The sequence below is a fragment of the Ralstonia sp. SA306 genome, assembly GCF_054792405.1.
In genome coordinates this window covers 2,431,144-2,451,994 of the sequence record NZ_CP096451.1, presented here as the reverse complement: position 1 = coordinate 2,451,994, position 20,851 = coordinate 2,431,144, and the positions used below count along the sequence as shown (strand labels likewise).

Here is a 20,851-nt window from a genome sequence, read left to right as displayed (position 1 = left end):
GTGGCGTGTTCAAAAAGCCATCAAGCTTAACTTGCGGTTCGTTCGACTACACTCGCGGCCGTTGCAAACGGTGTTTTGATGGCGCCGTATGTACTCCCGTTCTCTCGCAGATTTGCGCATGCTTCGATCTCGACTTCTGTATCTCCCGCTCTGGCTCGCATTGGTCATGTGCGGCGCACTTCCCTACCTGTTGGCGCCGCATACGCTGCCGATGCCAACCTTCTATTCTGAATTTCTTACTGCCATCTGTTGGATCGTCTTGGCGATCACGGTACTGGCGGCGACATGGAAAAGCCCGACGGGACTGCCGCGGATTGCGCTGGCGCCGCTCGCGTTGATTGGCGTTCTGTTCGCGCAGCTCTTGGTCGCACCGCCGCTGAATCCGTTTTTCTCGCTCGCCGCGACGGTGTTCCTGTTGGCTGCCACTGCGGCTTGTGGCCTTGGTGCTCGCTGCCGAGAATTGCCAGGTGTTTTGGAGGCGTTGGCGATTGGCTTGATCGTCGGAAGTCTCGTAACCGTGGCGATCGAATTGCTGCAGCTGTTTCGCGTGCCTAACTTGCTCCCAGTGCTGATCGCCGAAGCGCCCGGAACCACCGGTCGACGCATGTGGGGCAATATGAACCAGCCCAATCATGTGGCGTCATATCTTGCATTTGGCATGGCGGCGAGCGCGTTTTTGGCGCAGCGATATCGCTACACGCGGTGGCTGCTCGCGGTCGTCGTGCTTCTATTCTTGTTTGGGCTATCCCTGACATTCTCTCGCATGTCATGGCTGCATATCATCGTGGTCGGCGGCTTGACGGGGCTCGTATGGACGTCCGATCTGCGTGGCTGGCGCCGCTGGATGGTGGCGTGTTTGCCAATCGTCCTGCTGACGGTGACATACCAACTCTGCAATTGGTTGGTTGACTACGGCAACACGCTATGGCATCTCGGGTTGCCAGGATCGATAGGGGAGCGCTTTGCAGAGGGCACGGGGAGAGCCCAGTTGTGGATGCATGCATGGCGTATGTTCCTCGCTCATCCATGGCTGGGCGGTGGATGGGGCGACTATGCTTGGAATCAGTTTGTACAGACCGACGTGCTTGGCCCGGTCGTGATGTCACTGAATGCACACAACATCGTGCTGGATCAACTGGCCAAGGTCGGCTTGCTTGGTTTGCTTGCCATAGTAGTACCCGTGCTTGGCTTCGTATGGAGTCTGCGGAAGCGCCGGATGACGCCGGACTTGGCATTTCTGCTTTCCATCGCTGCGGTTATGCTCGTGCATTCGATGTTGGAGTATCCGCTGCACTACCTGTTCTTCCTGCTTCCGCTCGCCTTTGCCCTGGGCTATGCCGACGAACGCGATTTGCCGGCACCGTCAAGCGGTATGGCTTTCGTGTCTACTGCTGTGATTTCCATAGGTGGTGTCGCGCTGATGGCGCATCTGTGGGGTGACTACAAGGCCGTGGAGCGGCTTCATTACGCGCCGGAGGGGGCACAGAAGGAGCTTGCCAGGTATAGCAAGCATGGGCCAACGTTGTTGCTGCCTTTCGAGAATCTCGCGATTGCGATTCAGTGGAACGTCACCCAGGAGATGGCGTCATCTCTGGAGAAGCTCGAGTTCCACGCCATGCAGTTCTATCCCGGATCGCTCACGGTTCAACGCTATGTGCTTGCACTTGCGTATCTTGGGAGGGCCGATGAAGCCATGGTGTACGCGCGTCGTATGCGTGCCAGCTATCCGGCCGACTACGCAACGCAGACTTGGATTCTCAAGCAAGCCTGTGAGAAGCAGGGGGATGGCAGGCTGAAGACGCTTTGTACTCGGCTCAAATCCGAAAATCTGCTCGTATCAACGATGAAACCATCGGCTGAAAAAGCGCCTGCCGCGTCGCAATAATTGAAGCGCCCTTTGGGCGCTTTCTTATTGGGAAGAATTAAAAATCGTTGCGCCTTGCATGGAGTTTCATCGACTCGCTTAGTCTTCTCCCTCTCAAATGCTGAAAGAAATCGGCAATTGAAAATCCGAAACAACGATAGAGGAGAAGTCAATGCGTCTGAAGAGCAATGCAGGCAAGCGAGCCCAAGCGGGCTTTACCCTGATCGAACTCATGATCGTCATCGCGATCGTTGGCATTTTGGCCGCGATCGCCGTGCCCGCATACCAAGACTACGTTACGCGCTCGCGCGTGACTGAAGGGCTGACATTGGCCTCGACTGCCAAGACGTTGGTCTCCGAAAACGCTATTGCAGGTGTATCGCTTGACCAAGGCTATGCCTCCGATACCAAGGCGACGAAGAATGTTCAGGCGGGTGGAATTACGATTGAGGCATCGACGGGGGAAATCACCATTGCCTATGCGAGCAACGTCGTTCCGGATGGTGAAAACACCGTTGTTTTAAAACCAACGGCGAACGATGTCGCTTTGAGCAGCGGCAAGCGACCTATCGGTCCAATTCGTTGGGATTGCTACGCAAAGGGTGCCCAAATTCGTGCGGGGTCCGACGAGTTGAAGGGCGCACCGACACTTGCGGCCAACCTGACCCCCTCGGAATGCCGCTGATCCGGTAAACGCAAGCAAAAGAGCGTCGCAAAGACGCTCTTTTTTTTGAGGCGAGGGATCCACTACACCGCCACCCAATCCCCCGACTTCCCCCCATGCTTTTCCAGTAGCCGCACATCCCCAATCACCATCCCCCGATCCACAGCCTTGCACATATCGTAGATCGTCAGCAGCCCCACCTGCACCGCAGTCAGCGCTTCCATTTCCACGCCGGTCTGTCCACGCGTCTCGGCACGAACGGTGCAGCGGACGGTTTGCTCAGCCTCATCCAGCACAAACTCCACCCCCACCTTCGTCAACGCCAGCGGATGACACAATGGAATCAAATCCGACGTCCGCTTGGAGCCCTGGATGGCCGCAACGCGCGCAATCCCGAGCACATCGCCTTTCTTGGCGTTGCCGTCGCGCACCAGCGCAAACGTCTCGGGCAGCATGCGGATCGTGCCGGTGGCGACGGCCACCCGGTGGGTAACGGCCTTGTCGCCGACGTCGACCATATGGGCTTGTCCGGCGGAATCGAAGTGGGTGAGTTGCGACATGAGTGACAGCGCGTTTTGCGGGGCAGGGTACGAAGCGTTTTATGATAGCAAGCACCCGGCTCGCGGCGATGTAGCCGCGCTGATTCCGCTCTCCGTGCTTTCCGTATGACGCTTTCACTTTTTCGGCCGCGCGTCCGCAAGCTGACGGCTGCTGTGCTGTTGTCGACATGGCTGGCGCCGCTGCCATTGCCCGTGCTGGGCCAGGCGGTGGCGTCCGCGCCTGCGGCCTCGGTCAACCCGGGCTTAGGTTCCGCTGCCGATCAGGTGCAAAGCAACCTGAATCGCAGCGTGCAGATCGGCCGCCAATCGCCGTATTTGCCGAAGGAGCCGACTGTTATTGACGCGCCGACGTACGAGTTGCCCGATATGGGTGATCCGTCGACGGCGTCGTTGTCGCCCGAGATGGAGCGCCGCCTGGGCGACCGTGTGATGCGCCAGATACGCCGCGATCCGGACTTCGTGCCCGACCCGCTGATCACCGATTACCTCAATACCATTGGCTACAAGCTGATCGATGCGGCGCGCCGTCAGCACGTGGCGGGCAGCACGTCGGCGTCGAGCTTTGAGCTGTTCGCCGTGCGTGATCCGGGAATCAATGCGTTTGCGTTGCCGGGCGGCTACATCGGCGTGAACACGGGTACGTTGGTCGCGACCGAGAGTGAATCGGAGCTGGCCTCGGTGCTCGGTCACGAAATCGGGCACGTGCTGCAGCGCCATATTGCGCGCGGCATCGATAAATCCGGCGAGTCGATGTGGATTGCGCTGGCGTCGATTCTGTTGGCCGGTCTGGCAGCCACCAAAAGCGGTGACGCCGCGCAGGCGCTGGCGATGGGCGGGCAGGCGGCGGCAGTGTCGAACCAGCTCGCCTTCTCGCGCGGCGCGGAGCGCGAGGCAGACCGCGTAGGCTTCACGCTGCTTACCGGCGCTGGCTACAACCCGGACGGCATGCCGGACTTCTTTCGTCGTCTGCAGCGCGTGACAAACATTGCCGATACCGGCGTGATTCCCGGTTATGCCCGCACCCACCCGCTGACCGGCGAACGTATCGCCGACATGGAGGACCGCGCACGAGGCTTGCCGCATCCGCGCCAGCCGCGTCGGCCAGAATTTGGTTTTGCGAAGGTGCGCGCGCGCGTGCTGCAGGAAACGTCCACAAGCGCTTATATCGACGTGCGTAATGCGATGCGCTCGCAATTGTCGTCGGCACCGGATGCGCCCGTCGAGAAGCGCGCGGCGCTCTGGTACGGCGTGGCCGTCGCCAACCAGATGGCCGGGCGGCTGGATGACGCTGAGCAGGCGCTGCAGGAGGCGCGACGCCTGTACGGCAACATTCCCGGCATCACGTCGGGCAGCGTCGAGCTGGATGTGACGGCCATCGAGTTGGCACGCGCTCGTGACCGTGCATCCGAAGCGCTGACGTTGGCACGCGCGGCGCTCGTTGCGTATCCGCTGTCACGCGCGGTGGGCATCACCTATGCGCAAACGCTGCTGACGGCCGGCCGGGCCGATGACGCGATTCCGTATCTGAAAGACAAGACCCGCGAAGACACCACCCAGCCGATCTGGTGGGACATGCTCGCCCGTGCCTATGCCGACAAGGGCAAGCGCGTTGAGCAGCATCGTGCGCTGGCGGAGAAATACGCGCGGGATGGGGCGTGGGGATCGGCAGTGGAGCAACTGAAGCTCGCCCGCGATGCGGGAGATGCGGATTTCTACACGCTATCCGAAGTGGATGCGCGCCTGCACCAGATGGAACGTCAATACCGGGAAGAGAAGGCGGAAGACAAGGCGTTGCCGAAGTAGGGCGGGTGGGCCAGCGGGCGCTATTCCGCGGGCCGGGTCACGAAGCCATAGCGCTTTGCAACCTCCGTGCTCGCAATTGGCTCAATGTCGAACGTCCGATCCCCCAGCGTCAACGTACCCAGTGCGGCTCCGCATGCGTCTCCGTGCCATTGGGCCAAGGATGAGAACGGCTCCAGGTCATGATCGTGCAGCAGCGCAATCGTCTCTTCTGCTTCGCAGCCGCCCACGCGGCCCGAGAGCAGCACGCTGCCTTGTTCATCGACAAAACAGTCGCCGGGTGAGAATGCGGCGCCGGTGGTTGTGGTGAACGCTGGCGGCGCGCCGTCGGCTGACAGCCGCACCACCCACGGCGTGTAATCGAGTCCGACAAACACTCGCTGCGGCCCGTTCTGGAAGAACCAGCGCCCCGCATCGTCATGCGCATAGTTGCGCACGATGAAATCGACGAGCGCCGCGTGGCGGATCGGCTCACCGGATAGGTTGTTGGCCTGCGCATATTCGTTGCGCATGCGCCATTGGCCCCGCCGATCCAGCGCCAGCCAGCCAAAGCAATTCGGCACGTTCGGCCACTTGGCCATGGCCTGGCGGACGATGTCATCCATGGGCGTCTTCCGCGTTGGTTTGGCGGCCCAAAACGTCATCGAAAAAGCGCAGGACGCGGGCGGGCATCCAGTCGACGCGGCCTGTTTTGCCATGGCGCACCAGGAAACCGACATGGCCGCCGTGCAGCGGCTGGTCCAGCGTGATGTCGGGTGACACGTCGGCGGGGCCGGGCAGGTGCTGTCCGGGCAGGAACGGATCGTTGCGAGCGTTCAGCACCAGCGCGGGCACGCGTACCTCGCGCAGCACGGGTTTGGATGAAGCGCGTGTCCAGTAGTCGAGCACGTCGCGAAAACCGTGCAGCGGGGCGGTGACAAGATTGTCGAACTGCCCCAGCGTGCGCGTGGCCATCATGGCGGCGCGGTCGTACAGGCCTGGGTGCTGGTCGAGCTTGGCGTTGGCCTTGTCCTTGAGCGTGCGCAGGAACATGCGCGTGTAGACCATGTTGAAGCCCTTGGACAACGCTGCGCCGCCCGCTCGCATGTCCAGCGGCGCAGACACCGTCGCAACCGCGCTCACGTAGCGCGCATCGGTACCATGTTCGCCCAGGTAGCGCAGCAGCGCGTTGCCGCCCAGCGAGATGCCGACGACCAGCAGCTTGCGGCCCTGCGGCTGGCAAACCGTCCGATAAAGGCGTTCGAGGATCCACGCGATCTCAGCGCCGTCTCCACAGTGATACATGCGCGGCGCAAGGTTCATCTCGCCCGAGCAACCGCGAAAGTGCGGAATGACCCCCAGCCAGCGGCGCGCGCGCAGCGCATCCATCAGCAGCCGCGCGTAATGGCTGCGCGAATCGCCCTCCAGGCCATGAAACATGACGACGAGCGGCGCGTGCGCATCCGTTTCATGCGTGGTCCAGTCGAGGTCGATGAAGTCGTGGTCGGGCGTGTCCCAGCGTTCGCGCCGATACGTAATGCGCGGAAAGCGCCACAGGCGCGCGGGCACGATCGTCTGCGCGTTGCCGCCGATCAGCCACCACGGCGAGCGGAACGCATGCGGCTCGAACGACCCTGCAAGCAGGGCGCCCAGATTCAGTTCAAGGGGAGTGGCGTGGCGAGACGGGTGGGTCATCGAGAGAGACGGCAGCCACGCCAAGCGCGGCAGCTTAGTGCAGAGAGTGCGTAACGCTGGCGATGGAGGCGGCCACGCGTTCTTCGGCGGCCTGGCTGGAATGCACGTGGGCGATACGCCAGCCTTCGTGGTTCTGCATCAGTACGTACGTCGTGTGCACGTACAGGTCGGCCTCGGTGGCGGTGGCCGAGAAGCGTAGCGCTTCCGTGGCTTCGAAGATCGATACGCCCAGCGACGAATGCACCTGCTGCGAGAGGCATTCGATCCAGACCGGGTTCTTCTCGACCAGCGCATCAAGGCAGCCGCGCAGTTGCTCGTGGCCGTTCAGGCGCTGGCCATCCGGCAGGATGAAGCTCACCGAGTCCTCATCGAGCCACAGCTTGAGCGCGCCATCGGCATCGCGGCGCTTGAGCGCATCGCGATAGGCTTCGAGGATGTCCTCGGCGGCTTCGAACAGGCGGGCAAATCGTGGCATGGCGGTGAACGTTAAGGAGAGCGTATTACTGCGGCTGCAGCAGCCGGCGCAATTCATGAAACACCATCTCGGGACCGATGTCGCGCAGGCAGCGCAAGTGGCCCAGCGGGCATTCGCGCGCAAAGCACGGGCTGCACTCCAGATGGAGCCACATGATACTCGCAGCGGGCGACAGCGGCGGCGTGTGGCGCGGGTCGCTGGAGCCGAATACGGCCACCTGTGGGCGCCCTAGGGCGGCGGTCACGTGCATCAGGCCGGAATCGTTGCAGATGGCGGCTTCGGCGCGGGCGAGCAGCTCGATGGCTTCGTCCAGCGAGGTCTCGCCGCACAGGTTGCGCACGAACGGCGCGCGCTCGACGATGGCGTTGGCCATCTCGCGGTCCTTGCCCGAACCGAGCGCGACGATCTGCGCATACGGGAACGAGCGGCGCAGCATCTGCGCAAGCTCTGCAAAGTGTTCGGCAGGCCAACGCTTGGCGGGGCCGTATTCCGCGCCCGGGCAGAAGGCAATCAGCCGCGCGTTGCCCGGAATGCCGAACTTGGCCGAGGTGGCGGCCACCCGCTGCACATCAATGTCGAGCTTGGGGTCGGGCAGGGTGTCGGGCAGCTTGGCGTGGGGCTTGAAAGCCAGCGCCGCGTAGTGCTGCACCATCGGCGGACGCGCGTTCTTGGGCGGATTCGGATAGCGCACGTTCAGCACGCCCAGGCGCGACTCGCCCTTGTAGCCGATGCGCAGCGGAATGCCGGCCAGCCACGGGATCAGCGCGCTCTTGAACGAGTTCGGCAGCACGTACGCTGCGTCAAAGGTTTCGCCTTTGAGCTGCTGGGCGAACATCGTGCGGCTGCCGAGCTGCAGCTTGCCGTGGGCGAGTTCGGTCGGCAGCACGCGCGCGATCTCGGGCATGCGCGCGAGCACGGGCGCGACCCATTTTGGGGCGATGGCGTGGATCTGCGCGCGCGGGTGCCGCGCCTTGAGCTGCGCGAACAGCGGCTGCGCCATCAGCGCATCACCGATCCAATTGGGGGCGACGACGAGAATCTTGCGCATCATCGAATCGCCTGGCGAGCGCGGCGACCGGTGTACTGCAGGTGAATCGGGCTCAATGGTGGCCCTTCAGTTCAACGCCGGGGGCCAGCTTGTAGACGGTGCCGCAGTATGGGCACTTGGCCTCGCCGGTGTCAGCGATGTCGAGGAACACGCGCGGGTGGTAGTTCCAGGCCGGCGTTTTGGCGGTCGGGCAATGCAGCGGCAGGTCGTCTGCGCCGATTTCGATCGTGGGTGCGGTTTGCGAGGTCATGGTGAGTGAGGAGTGCCGGCGCGGTCTGAGCAGGTCAGCCACACCGTGATATGGGCCGCAGGTTCAAAAACCGACAAAAGCGAAATTGTAAGGGGTGGGCGCAGGCACGCCAACGCAGATTGTTGCAGTGCGTGGCGCCCGGCACGAATCGTTTCGTAGGGCGGGGCGCACGCGCATCGCCGTTAAGCGGATGCTTAACATCAAAAGTATAATCACGTGTTTCCTACGAGCCACCCATGTCGCCCCCGACGTTCCTGCGCGCCCGCGCTGCCGGTTGTCCCCGTCCGGTTGATCAAAAAGAGTCTGATTCGCCACTTTTGGGGGCGCTATGGCGCTAGTTCGCTGGGCGGCTGCGTTGCAGCGCCGCTGGGAAGCGATCGATCCGGCCGAACGTGCGGGCTTCTTTGCCGGCGTGCGAGCTTACATGCCGTCGATGCCGCCGGTGCTCGCCTGGGGGCTGGTGACCGGCGTGGCGATGAGCAAATCGGTGCTGACCATCCCGCAGGCCATCGGCATGACGATCTTCGTATATGCCGGGTCATCGCAGTTGGCGGTGCTGCCGCTGCTGGCGGCGGGGTTGCCGATCTGGACGGCGTTGCTGACGGCGTTCATCGTGAATGTGCGCTTCATCATCTTTAGCGCGGGGCTGATGCAGCATTTCGGGCACCTGCCGTTCATGCGGCGCGTGGTCCTGGGCGTGTTCAACGGCGATCTGCCGTTCGTGCTGTTCACCCAGCAGTACCCCTCGGCCGCGCCGCAGGCGGGCAAGGAGGGCTATTACTGGGGCATGGTCCTGCTGAGCTTCGTTGGCTGGCAGGTGTCGTCCATCGTGGGCATCGTCGCGGCGAGCCTGTTTCCTGACGCGTGGGGCCTGGCGTTGGCCGGGACGCTCGCGCTGATTCCTGTCATGGTGTCGACCATTCGTAGCCGTGCCACCCTCATGGCGGTGGCTGTGGCGGCGGTGCTGGCTCTGGTTGCCTTCAGGCTGCCGTATCGATTGAGTCTGGTGATTGCAGTGACCGGCGCGATGGCTGCCGGCCTGGCTGCGGACGAAGCCGCCGCGCGCCTGCAGTGGCAACGCCGCCGCGCCGCGCGTGTTGCAGCCGAAGAGGACGACGCATGAGCGCACTCGAAATCTGGCTGGTGATTGCCGGGATGACCGTGGTGACGATCGTCACGCGTTCGCTGTTCCTGATCGTGGGCAACCGCATGACCCTGCCCACCCGCGTGCAGCACGCGCTGCGCTTTGCGCCCGCTGCCGCGCTCGTCGCCATCGTCTTGCCCGACCTGCTCTGGAATCAGGGGCACTTCGACGCGAGCTGGACCAACCCGCGCCTGATGGCCGGCGTTGCAGCCACCGCTTTCTATGTGGCAACGCGGCGCATGCTCGGCATGATCTTCGTCGGCATGGGCGTCTTTACCGTGCTGCGTCTCTGGGGATGAACATGCCGGGCTCCAATCGCAACGGCGCGATCTTCGCGTTTCTGGCCTACACGATGTGGGGCCTGTTTCCGCTGTACTTCAAGCTGCTCAAGGCGGTGTCGCCGGTGGAGATTCTTTCGCACCGCGTGATCTGGTCGTTGGCGGTGATGGTGGTGATTCTGCTCGTGAAACGGCACTGGGCGTGGCTTTGGGCGCTGCGCACGCAGCCGCGTGTCGTGGCGCGCTACGCGGCCAGCACCAGCCTGTTGGCCGCCAACTGGCTGACCTACATCTGGGCCGTCAACCACGACCACGTGATCGACGCCAGCTTGGGCTACTTCATCAATCCGCTGGTGGTGGTAATGCTGGCGCTGCTGGTGCTCGGCGAGCGGCTGCGGCCAGTGCAGTGGGTGTCGGTAGCCCTGGCGGCGGCAGGCGTGGCGTGGCTGACCTGGCAGGCCGGCACGCTGCCTTGGATTGCTCTGGCGCTGGCATTTTCGTTTGGGTTCTACGGCTTGCTGCGCAAGACTTCGCCGCTGGGCGCGCTGGAAGGGCTGACGCTGGAGACGCTACTGCTGTTTCCGCTGGCGCTGGCCTATCTCGGCTGGCTGGCTTCGCAGCATCAGAATGCCTTCCTGGCCGCATCGCCGGGCACGCAGTTGCTGCTGGCACTGGCCGGCCCGCTGACGGCGCTGCCTCTGCTGCTGTTTGGCGCCGGCGCGCGGCGTATTCCGCTGTCGCTGTTGGGTTTGCTGCAATACGTGAGCCCGACGCTGCAGTTGCTGCTGGGCGTTTGGCTCTACAACGAGCCGTTTGCGGGCCCCAAGGTGGCGGGCTATGTGCTCATCTGGGCAGGTCTTGCCGTGTATTCGGCCGAAGGCTGGATGCGGCTGCGCCGTCGCACGCCGGTGCCGGCATAGTCCCCGCCAATCGGCCTCGGCAAGACGGTCGAGCCGGGAAGGTTCGGCCGAGAAACGCACGTTTTGACCAGGCGCATCGGGTAAAATTGTCGTTTTCCGCGATTTCTTCCGTAGCTGCCATGCCCCACGTCCTGCGTCTGTCCGATCTCATCTCCGAAGGAAAGCTTGCCGGTAAGCGCGTGTTCATCCGCGCCGACCTCAACGTGCCGCAAGACGATGCCGGCAACATCACCGAAGACACGCGCATCCGCGCATCCGTGCCGGCCGTCAAAGCCGCGCTGGACGCGGGTGCGGCCGTCATGGTCACTTCGCATCTGGGCCGCCCGACCGAGGGCGAATTCAAGCCCGAAGATTCGCTCGCGCCGGTTGCCAAGCGCCTGTCCGAGCTGCTAGGCCGTGACGTGAAACTCGTCCAGAACTGGGTCGACGGCGTGGATGTCGCGCCCGGCCAGGTCGTGCTGCTGGAAAACTGCCGTGTGAACAAGGGCGAGAAGAAGAACAGCGACGAACTGGCCCAGAAGATGGCCAAGCTGTGCGATGTCTACGTCAACGACGCCTTCGGCACTGCCCACCGCGCGGAAGCCACCACCCACGGTATCGCCAAGTTTGCGCCCGTCGCCTGCGCCGGTCCGCTGCTGGCCGCCGAACTGGATGCGCTGGGCAAGGCGCTGGGTCAGCCGGCACGCCCGCTGGTCGCCATCGTGGCCGGCTCGAAGGTTTCGACCAAGCTGACTATCCTGAAGTCGCTGGCTGACAAGGTGGACAACCTGATCGTGGGGGGCGGCATTGCCAACACGTTCATGCTGGCTGCCGGCCTGAAGATCGGCAAATCGCTGGCGGAAGCCGACTTGGTGGGCGATGCAAAGGCCATCATTGAGATGCTGGCAGCACGTGGCGCATCGGTGCCCATCCCGGTCGACGTGGTGTGCGCCAAGGAATTCAGCGCTACCGCGGCCGCGACCGTCAAGGATGTGGCGGATGTGGCGGACGACGACATGATCCTCGATATCGGCCCCAAGACGGCTGCCCAACTGGCCGAGCAACTGAAGACAGCCGGCACCATCGTCTGGAACGGCCCGGTCGGCGTGTTCGAGTTCGACCAGTTCGGCAATGGCACCAAGGTGCTGGCCGAGGCGATTGCTGCCTCGTCGGGTTTCTCGATTGCGGGCGGCGGCGACACGCTGGCTGCCATCGCCAAGTACAACATCGCCGACAAGGTGGGCTATATCTCCACCGGCGGCGGTGCGTTCCTCGAATTCCTGGAAGGCAAGACGCTGCCGGCCGTCGAAATCCTGGAGCAACGCGCGCAGAGCCAGACCGCTGTGGCTTGAGCGCAAGCGCCGCGAACATCCCCACCACAACAACGAGACACCGCCGCCCATGACCCGTGCTACCAAGATCGTCGCAACGCTCGGCCCCGCGTCCAGCACGCAGGAAGTCCTGACCCGCATGATCGCCGCGGGGGTGGACGTGGTGCGGCTGAACTTCTCGCACGGCGCGGCGCAAGATCACATCGATCGTGCGCAGCTTGTGCGCGAAGTGGCGCGTTCGGTGGGCCGCGAGGTGGCCATCATGGCCGACCTGCAGGGTCCGAAGATCCGCGTCGGCAAGTTCGAGAGCGGCAAGATCACGCTCGAACCGGGTGATCGCTTTACGCTCGACGCCCGCTGCGAACTGGGCAACCAGGAGCGCGTCGGTCTCGACTACAAGGAACTGCCGCGCGACGTTGGCCCGGGCGATCTGCTGCTGCTCAACGACGGGCTGATCGTGCTGCAGGTCGAGCGCGTGGTGGGTGAAGAGATTGAGACCATCGTCAAGATCGGCGGAGATCTGTCCAACAACAAGGGCATCAACCGCCAGGGCGGCGGGCTGTCGGCGCCGGCGCTGACCGCCAAGGACATGGAAGACATCAAGACCGCGATGGCGCTGGGCGCCGATTACGTTGCGGTCAGCTTCCCCAAGAACGCGACCGACATGGAAATGGCGCGCCAGCTGGCCGCCGTGGCAGGCGCGCCGCACAACCACAAGACGCGCATGATCGCCAAGATCGAGCGTGCTGAGGCCATCCGCCCCGGCGTGCTCGAAGAGATCCTGGCCGCTTCCGACGGCATCATGGTCGCGCGTGGCGACCTGGCGGTGGAAGTGGGCAACGCGGCTGTGCCAGCGCTGCAGAAGCGCATGATCAAGCTGGCCCGCGAAAACAACAAGCTGGCCATCACCGCCACGCAGATGATGGAATCGATGATCGTCAACCCGGTGCCGACGCGCGCCGAGGTGTCGGACGTCGCAAACGCCGTGCTCGACGGCACCGATGCGGTGATGCTGTCGGCGGAAACCGCTGCCGGGCGCTACCCGGTCGAGACCATCGAGGCCATGGCTGCCATCTGTTTGGAAGCCGAGAAGTCGCAATCCGTGCACCTGGACACTGACTTCCTCGACCAGACTTTCAGCCGCATTGACCAGTCGATTGCCATGGGGGCGCTGTTCACGGCGCACCATCTGCAGGTCAAGGCGATTGCCGCGCTTACCGATTCCGGCGCCACGGCGCTGTGGATGAGCCGCCACGGCATCAACATCCCCATTTATGCGATGACGCCCAACGTGGCCTCGCAGCGCAAGATGGCCCTGTACCGCAACGTGCAGTCGCTGCCGCTGGCCAACAGCGCCGACCGTGACGAAGCCCTGCACCAGGCCGAAGAACTGCTGGTCGCGCGTGGCGTCGTGCAGCGTGGCGACTTCATCGTCCTGACCGTCGGCGAGCCGATGGGTCAGGCCGGCGGCACCAACACGCTCAAGATTGTTCGCGTCGGCATGCACTGACGCCCACGACGGAACGCCGTTTGCTACGTCTACCAGACGCCCACGGGTTCCTGAGACCGAATACAGATCGATCCATAGGAGAAAACCATGCCACTCGTCTCGATGCGCCAACTGCTGGACCACGCCGCTGAAAACGGCTACGGCCTGCCGGCATTCAACGTGAACAATCTGGAGCAAGTCCAGGCTGTGATGGAAGCTGCCAAGGAAGCCGGCGCACCGGTCATCCTGCAGGCCAGCGCAGGCGCCCGCAAATACGCCGGCGAATCGTTCATCAAGCACCTGATCCAGGCCGCCGTCGAGGCTTATCCGGAGATTCCGCTGGTCATGCACCAGGATCACGGCCAAAGCCCGGCAATCTGCCAGGGCGCCATCGACCTGGGCTTCGGCTCGGTCATGATGGACGGCTCGCTGCGCGAAGACGGCAAGACCCCGGCTGATTTCGACTACAACGTCGACGTGACGCGCCGCGTGGTCGAGATGGCCCACAAGGTTGGTGTGACCGTTGAAGGCGAACTCGGCTGCCTGGGCTCGCTGGAGACCGGTATGGCCGGCGAGGAAGATGGCCACGGCGCGGAAGGCAAGCTCGACCACTCGTCCCTGCTGACCGACCCGGAAGAGGCTGCCCAGTTCGTCAAGGCGACCCAACTGGACGCCCTGGCCATTGCCATTGGCACCAGCCACGGCGCCTACAAGTTCACGCGCAAGCCTACCGGCGACATCCTGGCGATCAGCCGCGTGAAGGAAATCCACGCGCGCATCCCGAACACCCACCTGGTGATGCACGGCTCGTCGAGCGTGCCGCAAGAACTGCTGGCTATCATCAACCAGTACGGCGGCAAGATGAAGGAAACCTACGGCGTGCCCGTCGAGGAAATCCAGGAAGCCATCAAGTACGGCGTGCGCAAGATCAACATCGACACCGACATCCGTCTGGCAATGACGGGCGCGGTGCGTAAGTTCCTGGCCGAAAACCCGGACAAGTTCGATGCCCGCGAATGGCTCAAGCCCGCTCGCGAAGCCGCCAAGCAAGTCTGCAAGGCGCGCTATATCGAGTTCGGCTGCGAAGGTCAGGCTGGCAAGATCAAGCCGATCGGCCTGTCTGTGATGGCGCAGAAGTACCAAAGCGGCGATCTGGCGCAAGTGGTGCAATAAGCATTTCGCGTCACATCTGGCAAACGGCTGGCACTGCGCCAGCCGTTTTGCATTGCATGGGCCACGTATAATGCTGGCCTTCCACGTTTTCTTATCTCCTCTCGGGTTCCGCCGTGTCCGCCACCCCCGCATCCTCCGCCCTTTACGAATCGTCGATCACCAGCCTGCCGTTGCTCGGCCGTGGCAAGGTGCGCGAGAACTACGCTGTCGGCGACGACAAGCTGCTGATGGTCACCACCGACCGCCTCTCGGCGTTTGACGTGATTCTCGGCCAGCCGATTCCGGACAAGGGCCGTGTGCTCGCGCAGATGTCGGATTTCTGGTTCAACAAGCTGCGCCACATCGTGCCGACGCACGAGACGGGCATCGCCCCGGAAACCGTGGTGGCTCCGAATGAAGTCGACCAGGTGCGCGGCCGCGCCATCGTGGTCAAACGCCTGAAGCCGATCCTGGTGGAAGCCGTGGTGCGCGGCTACCTGGCCGGCAGCGGCTGGAAGGATTACCAAGCCACCGGCGCCGTCTGCGGCGTGCATCTGGCCCCCGGCCTGCAGAACGCGCAGAAGCTGCCCGAGCCGATCTTCACCCCCGCCGCCAAGGCCGAGATGGGTGAGCACGACGAGAACATTTCCTTCGATGAAGTCGAGCGCCGCATCGGCCCCGACCTCGCCGCGCAGATCCGCGACGTGAGCATCCGCCTGTACAAGGAAGCCTCCGACTTTGCTGCCACGCGCGGCATCATCATCGCCGACACCAAGTTCGAATTCGGTCTGGATGAGAACGGCACGCTCACGCTGATGGACGAGGCGCTCACCGCAGATTCGTCGCGCTTCTGGCCGGCCGATTCGTACCAGGTCGGCACGAACCCGCCGTCGTTCGACAAGCAGTTCGTGCGCGATTGGCTCGAAGCGGTGCGCATCGACGGCAAACCGTGGCCGAAGACTGCGCCGGCGCCGCAACTGCCCGCCGACGTGATCGAAAAGACCGCCGACAAGTACCGCGAAGCACTGACCCGCCTGACCGGCGAATCGCTGCGCTGAACAAGGAGCGATGACGATGACCGCACAGCAATCCGCTCCGCTCGTTGGCGTGGTGATGGGCTCCAGCTCCGACTGGGAAGTGATGCGCCACGCCGTCGACATGCTCACGCAGTTCGGCATTCCGTTCGAGGCGCAGGTTGTTTCTGCGCACCGTATGCCGGACGACATGTTCCGTTACGCCGAAGCCGCACGCAGCCGTGGTTTGCGCGCCATCATCGCCGGCGCGGGCGGAGCAGCCCACTTGCCGGGCATGATCGCCGCTAAGACGATCGTGCCGGTGTTCGGCGTGCCGGTGCCGTCCAAGTACCTGCGCGGCGAAGATTCGCTGCTCTCCATCGTGCAGATGCCCAAGGGCATTCCGGTGTCGACGTTTGCTATTGGCGAGGCCGGTGCGGCCAACGCAGCGCTGGCTGCCATCGCGACGATCGCCACCACCGACTCGGCCCTTGCCGACAAGCTCGAAGCCTTCCGCGCGCAGCAGACCGAAGTCGCGCGCGGCATGACGCTCCCTGTGCACGGCGCTTAAGTAACCTACGACCTGATTCATGGCCGACGACCTGAACCCGCGCCTGGCGCAAGCCCACACCGCGGAATCCCGCGCGCTGAACGTTCCCAACGCGATCCTGCCCGATGCCTGGCTTGGCATGCTCGGCGGTGGCCAGCTCGGCCGCATGTTTACGCACGCCGCACAGGCGATGGGTTACAAGGTCTGCGTGCTCGACCCGGATCCGAACAGCCCTGCCGGCACCATCGCAGAGCGCCATCTGTGCGCTGGCTATACCGATGAAGCCGCATTGGCAGAGATGGCTGCGCTGTGCCCGGCCGTCACCACTGAATTCGAAAACGTGCCGGCCATGGCGCTCGATCGCCTGGAGCAACTCGGTGCGTTCGTTGCGCCGCGTGCCAACTGCGTATCGATCGCGCAGAACCGCATCGCCGAGAAAAAGTTCTTCGCGCTGTGCGCCGCACGCACAGGCATCCACCCCGCACCGAGCTGGGTGATTGAACACGAAGCCGATATCGAACAACTGCCCGCCGACCTGCTGCCCGGCATCCTGAAGATCGCCCGCATGGGCTACGACGGCAAGGGCCAGGCGCGTGTCGCAACGGTTGAAGAGCTGCGCGCGGCCTGGGCGGCCATGCAGCACGTGCCGTGCGTGCTGGAGAAGATGCTGCCGCTGGCGTACGAGGTGTCGGTGCTGGCCGCGCGCGGCGCCGATGGCACGACCGCCACTTGGCCGCTTGCCGAGAACGAGCACCGTGACGGCATCCTGTTTTCAACGACCATGCCCTCGCGCAGCGTGTCGGATGACATTGCCACGCGCACACGTGCCGCCGCGGCGATGATCGCCGAAGAAATGGGCTACGTCGGCGTGCTGTGCATCGAGTTCTTCGTGCTGCAGGATGGCTCTCTGGTCGCCAACGAAATGGCGCCGCGTCCGCATAACTCCGGCCACATCACCATGGACGTGTGCGAGACCAGCCAGTTCGAGCAGCAGGTGCGTGCCATGGCACGCCTGCCGCTGGGCAGCACGCGGCAGCACTCGCCGGGGCGCATGCTGAATGTGCTGGGCGACGTGTGGTTCGAATACGGTCTCGAGCGCACGCCTGCGTGGCACGAAGTGATGCGCCACAGCGGTGCGAAGGTCCACCTGTACGGCAAGGCGGATGCGCGCCCGGGCCGCAAGATGGGTCACGTGAATTGCGTCGGCACCTCGCCGGAAGTGGTGGACGAAGCATTCCGCCATGCCGCGCACGTGCTCGGCCTGCAGCCCGCCTAAAGACGAGTCGCCCATGCCGCATCGGACCAAAACGCCCTACACCATGCCTTCCGCCGAACGCCTTGATGAGGCTGCGCGCAGGCTGGAGGCGGGCGAGCTGGTCGCCTTCCCGACCGAGACCGTGTACGGACTCGGCGCCGATGCCGAAAGCCCGCAGGCCATCGCCAAGATCTATGCGGCCAAGGGCCGTCCGTCCGATCACCCCGTGATCGTGCACGTGGTCGACGGCGCCGATATTTCCTATTGGGCCGACGATGTGCCCGGCATCGCGCTCCAACTCATCGAAGCCTTCTGGCCGGGGCCGCTCACGCTGATCCTGAAACGTGCGCCGCACATTCCCGCGGCCGTGGCGGGCGGGCAGGACAGCATCGGGCTTCGTTGCCCATCGCACCCGGTGGCGCAGGCGTTGCTCTCGCGCTTCAAGCGCGGGCGCGGCGGCATTGCAGCGCCGTCGGCCAACAAGTTCGGCCAGGTCAGCCCGACCACCGCGCAGCACGTGCGAGACGAATTCGGCGATGCCGTGTTCGTGCTCGAAGGCGACGGCGTGGATGTGGGCATCGAATCGACCATCATCGATCTTTCGCGGCTGGATCAAGGCATTGGCCCCGTGCTGCTGCGCCCGGGCGCCATCACGCCCGAAGACATCGAGCGCGTGACCGGCGAAGTGCCGGCGCTTCCCGATGCCGCTGCGCCGCGTGCTTCCGGCACGTTGAAGGCGCACTACGCGCCGCGTACGCCATTGCATCTGCTATCGGCTGCCGATGTGCCCGCGCGCTTGGCTGCGCTGCCCGCGGACAAGCGCATCGTGTGGCTCGGTGCCCCCGTGGCACTGCGTGACGGCTGCGATCAGCGCGTCGCCCCCGCCACACCTGCCGCCTATGCCAACGCGCTCTACGCGCTATTGCGCGAACTCGACCGCGGCGGCTACGACGCCATTTGGGTGGAAACCCTAGCTGACACGCCCGCCTGGGCGGCCGTCAACGACCGCCTGCGTCGCGCCGCCGCCGCGTTCGAGACGGACCTCTAATTCTTACGGGGTGCGCGTTCGCCGTGCGCCCGGCAACCTCGCTACACTTGGGCGTTGTGTCGTTCCGCGTGCTTCAAACGCGCACGGCGAGGTTACGCACCGCGGCACCACAGACCAAAAAAATTCCACACGGGAGACAGACATCATGAAGTTGCGTCAATGGATGGGCGTCGTCGCATCGGCGGCCCTGGCCTTGAGCCTGGCGGCTTGCGGCGGTGAAAGCGATCAGAGCGGCAACCCCAACGTCGCCAAGGTGCAGCGCATGGTGGTATTCGGCGACAGCCTGAGCGATGCCGGCACCTACACGCCGGCAGCGGCTGCCGTGGGCGGCGGCAAGTTCACCACCAACCCCGGTCCGATCTGGGCGGAAACCGTGGCCGCACAACTCGGTGTGACGCTCACGCCGGCAGTGATGGGTTACGCCACCTCGGTGCAGACCTGCCCGAAACCTGGTTGCTTCGACTACGCGCAAGGCGGCTCGCGCGTGACCGACCCGAATGGCATTGGTCACAACGGTGGCGCCGGGGCGCTCACCTATCCGGTCAAACAGCAACTCGCCAACTTCTACGCGGCCAGCAACAACACGTTCAACGGCAACAACGACGTGGTGTTCGTGTTCGGCGGCAACAACGACATCTTCTACTGGGCTGCCGCCGTCGCGACACCCAACTCGGGTGTGACGCCTGCCATCGCTACCGCACAAGTGCAGCAGGCGGCGACCGATCTGGTCGGTTACATCAAGGACATGATCAGCAAGAACGCGACGCAGCTCTACGTGTTCAACCTGCCTGACAGCAGCCTGACGCCGCAAGGCGTGGCGGGCGGCGCGACAGGCCAGGCACTGCTTCATGCACTGGTGGGCGCGTTCAACACCACGCTGCAAACCGGTCTGGCCGGCACCAGCGCTCGCGTGATCGACTTCAACGCGCAGCTGACGGCCGTCATCCAGAACGGCGCGACGTTCGGGTTCAGCAACACCAGCGTGCCGGCGTGCGATGCGACCAAGATCAACACACTCGTGCCGGGCGCGGGCGGCAGCTCGCTGTTCTGCTCGGCCAACACGCTTGTGGCCACGGGCGCCGATACGTCCTACTTGTTCGCCGACGGCGTGCACCCCACCACGGGCGGTCATCGCCTGATATCGAGCAACGTGCTGCAACGCCTGCTGGCTGACGGTGTGACGCACTGATCGAGCACCACTGAGCAAAACGCCCGCGTGAAGCGGGCGTTTTTGTTTGTAGCGATGTTTTTCCTACTTGGCGTCGGCGGTCGGCAATGTTACGGCCAGGCGGGCCAGCGTGGTCTTGAGCACATCGTTCTGCGGCGACATGGCGAGGCCCTGCCTGAAGCAATCGTGCGCTTCGTCCGCGCGGCCCAGCTTCCAAAGCACTTCGCCCTTGTGCGCGAGGCCTTCCGCGCGTGCTTCGCGTACTGCGTCATCGCTCGCTTCATAGTCGCTGCCGGGTTGCGCGAAGACGGCGATAGAGCGGTCGAACCATGTAAGCGCTTCGTCGTTGCGGCCGAGCCGGTATAGCGCCCAGCCCTTGCTGTCGAGCGCGAATGGGTCGTTCGGGTGCTTGGCCAGATAGGCTTCGATCATCGACAGGCCGCGCTCCACGCGCAGGCCCGCGTCAACAAGTTCGTAGCCGTAGCTGTTGAGGCGGTCTTCCGGCACCGGCTGCAGGTCGAGGGCCAGGTCGATGCGGGCGTCATCACGTTCGGCAATCGCGAGCGACATCAGCTTGCGCGCGATGCGGCTCTGCAAGTCTTCGCTGAGTGTCGCCGCGTTGGCGGTGAGCGTGCCGAGATACTGCGAATAGAGAGCGGGTGCGCCCTGCGAGTTGCTGCTATCGGCGATCGCACGGCCTTCGCCGGCGCACCAGGCATCGTCGGCCGGCGTGAAGGTCACAGTGTTTTCAAGGTGCACGGTGCGCGACTCACGCGATTGCACGTAGGCGGTATAACCACCGGCGCTGGAGTGGCCGCAGACCAGGTATTCGTCCACCACATCGATCAGATACGGATGCCCCTCGATGGGTGCGCCACCGAGCGAATCGACCAGGCGGAACGATTCGCCGAGGTCGCCATTGCCGACGACGGGATTGAGCACCCAGCGTGCCGCCGCGTAATGTTTTGGCAACCGGACCTTGGCCGTACGTCCGGCGCCGTCGGTGGTGCCGAAGATCACGCTGTCGGTTTCACCCGCCTGCGGCGGCTTGCCGGCGATGGTGTGGCCGGGCAGGAACAGGCGGTAGCGCGCGTTGGGCATCGGGCGCCCGGTCGCAGAATCGATGAGCACGAATTGGTGGACCTGTGCGCCGCGCCCGAGAGTGGCATTCGGGGCGACCCAATCACGC

General features: G+C 64.1%; 21 protein-coding genes. 14 read left to right on the top strand and 7 right to left on the bottom strand.

The window, feature by feature from the left end; translation table 11 throughout:
• The first annotated feature begins 118 nt into the window (after nucleotides 1-118).
• Together M1D44_RS11715 and M1D44_RS11710 are read left to right on the top strand one after the other, a co-directional pair.
• Entirely contained in the window at nucleotides 119-1,885 is a 1,767-nt protein-coding gene (locus tag M1D44_RS11715; protein ID WP_024976556.1) for a PglL family O-oligosaccharyltransferase, read from the top strand.
• A 151-nt stretch (nucleotides 1,886-2,036) separates the two neighbouring features.
• Complete coding sequence (locus M1D44_RS11710; protein WP_024976555.1) at nucleotides 2,037-2,549, top strand: pilin; 513 nt, start codon at nucleotides 2,037-2,039, stop codon at nucleotides 2,547-2,549.
• A 62-nt stretch (nucleotides 2,550-2,611) separates the two neighbouring features.
• Here the strand turns inward: M1D44_RS11710 and moaC are convergent, their stop codons facing one another.
• Nucleotides 2,612-3,088: a cyclic pyranopterin monophosphate synthase MoaC gene (gene moaC, locus M1D44_RS11705; RefSeq protein WP_024976554.1), complete on the bottom strand. Its 477-nt coding sequence runs from the start codon at nucleotides 3,086-3,088 to the stop codon at nucleotides 2,612-2,614.
• 105 nt (nucleotides 3,089-3,193) lie between these two features.
• On the opposite strand from moaC, the gene M1D44_RS11700 reads away from it, so the two are divergent.
• Complete coding sequence (locus M1D44_RS11700) at nucleotides 3,194-4,891, top strand: beta-barrel assembly-enhancing protease (RefSeq protein ID WP_316852726.1); 1,698 nt, start codon at nucleotides 3,194-3,196, stop codon at nucleotides 4,889-4,891.
• A 20-nt stretch (nucleotides 4,892-4,911) separates the two neighbouring features.
• Here M1D44_RS11700 and M1D44_RS11695 read toward each other — a convergent pair whose 3' ends face one another.
• From M1D44_RS11695 to M1D44_RS11675, 5 genes are read right to left on the bottom strand one after another with little or no spacing between them, the layout of a single operon-like run.
• Nucleotides 4,912-5,493: a DUF2946 family protein gene (locus M1D44_RS11695; RefSeq protein ID WP_024976552.1), complete on the bottom strand. Its 582-nt coding sequence runs from the start codon at nucleotides 5,491-5,493 to the stop codon at nucleotides 4,912-4,914.
• Entirely contained in the window at nucleotides 5,486-6,562 is a 1,077-nt protein-coding gene (locus tag M1D44_RS11690) for a YheT family hydrolase (protein WP_112185772.1), read from the bottom strand. The genes M1D44_RS11695 and M1D44_RS11690 overlap by 8 nt, the downstream gene beginning before the upstream one ends.
• Nucleotides 6,563-6,596: 34 nt before the next feature.
• Nucleotides 6,597-7,037 (bottom strand): YybH family protein, encoded by a 441-nt coding sequence (locus tag M1D44_RS11685; RefSeq protein ID WP_024976550.1) that lies wholly within the window; start codon nucleotides 7,035-7,037, stop codon nucleotides 6,597-6,599.
• Between the two features lie 25 nt (nucleotides 7,038-7,062).
• Nucleotides 7,063-8,088: a lipopolysaccharide heptosyltransferase II gene (gene waaF, locus M1D44_RS11680; protein WP_112185770.1), complete on the bottom strand. Its 1,026-nt coding sequence runs from the start codon at nucleotides 8,086-8,088 to the stop codon at nucleotides 7,063-7,065.
• A 49-nt stretch (nucleotides 8,089-8,137) separates the two neighbouring features.
• Entirely contained in the window at nucleotides 8,138-8,335 is a 198-nt protein-coding gene (locus tag M1D44_RS11675) for a zinc-finger domain-containing protein (RefSeq protein WP_024976548.1), read from the bottom strand.
• A 328-nt stretch (nucleotides 8,336-8,663) separates the two neighbouring features.
• Between M1D44_RS11675 and M1D44_RS11670 the strand changes: the two genes are divergently transcribed.
• The 11 genes from M1D44_RS11670 to M1D44_RS11620 all read left to right on the top strand — a co-directional run bounded on the left by M1D44_RS11670 (nucleotide 8,664) and on the right by M1D44_RS11620 (nucleotide 19,683).
• Nucleotides 8,664-9,458 carry an AzlC family ABC transporter permease gene (locus M1D44_RS11670; RefSeq protein ID WP_024976547.1) on the top strand — a complete coding sequence of 265 codons (795 nt, stop codon included), beginning with the start codon at nucleotides 8,664-8,666 and terminating at the stop codon, nucleotides 9,456-9,458.
• On the top strand, nucleotides 9,455-9,778 hold the full coding sequence (locus tag M1D44_RS11665; RefSeq protein WP_024976546.1) for an AzlD domain-containing protein: 324 nt from the start codon (nucleotides 9,455-9,457) through the stop codon (nucleotides 9,776-9,778). Before M1D44_RS11670 ends, M1D44_RS11665 begins: the two co-directional genes overlap by 4 nt.
• 2 nt (nucleotides 9,779-9,780) lie before the next feature.
• Nucleotides 9,781-10,677, top strand: coding sequence for an EamA family transporter RarD (gene rarD, locus M1D44_RS11660; protein WP_024976545.1), 897 nt, complete (start codon nucleotides 9,781-9,783; stop codon nucleotides 10,675-10,677).
• Between the two features lie 119 nt (nucleotides 10,678-10,796).
• Nucleotides 10,797-12,008 (top strand): phosphoglycerate kinase, encoded by a 1,212-nt coding sequence (locus tag M1D44_RS11655; RefSeq protein ID WP_112185768.1) that lies wholly within the window; start codon nucleotides 10,797-10,799, stop codon nucleotides 12,006-12,008.
• Nucleotides 12,009-12,057: 49 nt separating this feature from the next.
• Complete coding sequence (pyk, locus tag M1D44_RS11650; RefSeq protein WP_024976543.1) at nucleotides 12,058-13,497, top strand: pyruvate kinase; 1,440 nt, start codon at nucleotides 12,058-12,060, stop codon at nucleotides 13,495-13,497.
• Between the two features lie 87 nt (nucleotides 13,498-13,584).
• Nucleotides 13,585-14,649, top strand: coding sequence for a class II fructose-bisphosphate aldolase (fba, locus tag M1D44_RS11645; RefSeq protein WP_024976542.1), 1,065 nt, complete (start codon nucleotides 13,585-13,587; stop codon nucleotides 14,647-14,649).
• Nucleotides 14,650-14,762: 113 nt separating this feature from the next.
• Nucleotides 14,763-15,686 (top strand): phosphoribosylaminoimidazolesuccinocarboxamide synthase, encoded by a 924-nt coding sequence (locus M1D44_RS11640; protein WP_004636116.1) that lies wholly within the window; start codon nucleotides 14,763-14,765, stop codon nucleotides 15,684-15,686.
• A 16-nt stretch (nucleotides 15,687-15,702) separates the two neighbouring features.
• On the top strand, nucleotides 15,703-16,212 hold the full coding sequence (gene purE / locus M1D44_RS11635) for a 5-(carboxyamino)imidazole ribonucleotide mutase (protein WP_012434947.1): 510 nt from the start codon (nucleotides 15,703-15,705) through the stop codon (nucleotides 16,210-16,212).
• A 19-nt stretch (nucleotides 16,213-16,231) separates the two neighbouring features.
• Nucleotides 16,232-17,467: a 5-(carboxyamino)imidazole ribonucleotide synthase gene (locus M1D44_RS11630; RefSeq protein ID WP_112185766.1), complete on the top strand. Its 1,236-nt coding sequence runs from the start codon at nucleotides 16,232-16,234 to the stop codon at nucleotides 17,465-17,467.
• Between the two features lie 13 nt (nucleotides 17,468-17,480).
• The gene (locus M1D44_RS11625) at nucleotides 17,481-18,494 is read left to right on the top strand and encodes an L-threonylcarbamoyladenylate synthase (RefSeq protein ID WP_024976539.1); all 1,014 of its coding nucleotides are present in this window, start codon (nucleotides 17,481-17,483) and stop codon (nucleotides 18,492-18,494) included.
• A 145-nt stretch (nucleotides 18,495-18,639) separates the two neighbouring features.
• Nucleotides 18,640-19,683 (top strand): SGNH/GDSL hydrolase family protein, encoded by a 1,044-nt coding sequence (locus tag M1D44_RS11620; protein ID WP_024976538.1) that lies wholly within the window; start codon nucleotides 18,640-18,642, stop codon nucleotides 19,681-19,683.
• Between the two features lie 63 nt (nucleotides 19,684-19,746).
• On the opposite strand, the gene M1D44_RS11615 is transcribed toward M1D44_RS11620, so the two are convergent.
• Entirely contained in the window at nucleotides 19,747-20,793 is a 1,047-nt protein-coding gene (locus M1D44_RS11615) for a tetratricopeptide repeat protein (protein ID WP_316852725.1), read from the bottom strand.
• Nucleotides 20,794-20,851: the final 58 nt, after the last annotated feature.